The 1,121-nt window shown below is 30.8% G+C and carries 1 protein-coding gene; it reads left to right on the top strand.

Annotated features, from left to right (window positions below):
- Positions 1-150: 150 nt before the first annotated feature.
- Positions 151-1,121 (top strand): iron-containing alcohol dehydrogenase (locus tag EZH24_RS12320; RefSeq protein ID WP_137999352.1); only part of this gene is annotated, 971 nt, incomplete at its 3' end.

A 1,121-nucleotide genomic window follows, 5' to 3' on the forward strand; every position in this document is an offset into this window, starting at 1 on the left:
ATATGCCCTGTATGTAAGAACCGTAAAATTAATAAATGAGATTTAATAATAAACTGAAAAATAAAATTAAAAAATGTTTTATATAAAAAATCATATTGAATATTATCATATGTAATATAAAATGCATATCCAAAAATAGGAGCTTATATTATGCAGGATTTTGTGTTTAATAATACTACAAAAATAATATTTGGAAAAGATTCTGAAAAAAGTGTAGGAAAAGAAATAAAAGGATATGGTTCTAAGAAAGTATTTATAGTATACGGTTCAAAAAGTGTAAAAGAAAGCGGTTTATTAGAGAAAACAGAAAAATTATTAAAAGATGAAAATATAGAATATTTATCATTCGGAGGGGTAAGGGCTAATCCCTCATTAGAGCATGCTAAAGAAGGTATAAAAAAGGCTGTAGATTTTAATGCTGATTTTATACTTGCTATAGGCGGCGGAAGTGTAATAGACACAGCAAAAGCTATAGCACATGCTACGTCCAATAAAGAAACATATATATGGGATTTTTTTACTAATAAACAAACAGTATCTAAAAGTATTCCTATAGGATACATACTTACGATATCTGCCTCAGGAAGCGAGATGAGCGATGCTGCTGTACTTACTAACAAATCGCTTGGTGAAAAAAGAATACTTCACTCAGATTTTAACAGACCTTTATTTGCTATAATGAATCCCCATCTTACTATGACTTTACCTTACTATCAAATAGCATGTGGTATAGCTGATATGATGATGCATACTCTTGACAGATATTTCGGATATAGCAATGGTATAAATGAAACTACTGATGCAATAGCAGAGGCTCTCTTAAGAACTATAATAAAAAACGGCTCTATTGCTATGAAAGACAGAAACAATTATGATGCCATGAGCGAACTTATGTGGCTTGGCAGTTTATCACATAATGGACTTACAGGGCTTGGAAATAAATTTGATTTTATAACTCATAGATTTGCTGATGAAATAGGAGCAGAGTTTGATACGGCTCATGGGGCAAGTCTCACAAGTATATGGGGTTCTTGGACAAAGTATTGCTACAAAGATGAATATGCCAAAAAAAGATTTATACAATATTCAAAAAATGTTTGGAATATAGATGATGATACAGG

The sequence above is a fragment of the Brachyspira catarrhinii genome, assembly GCF_005518285.1.
In the GTDB taxonomy this organism is placed as follows: domain Bacteria; phylum Spirochaetota; class Brachyspiria; order Brachyspirales; family Brachyspiraceae; genus Brachyspira; species Brachyspira catarrhinii.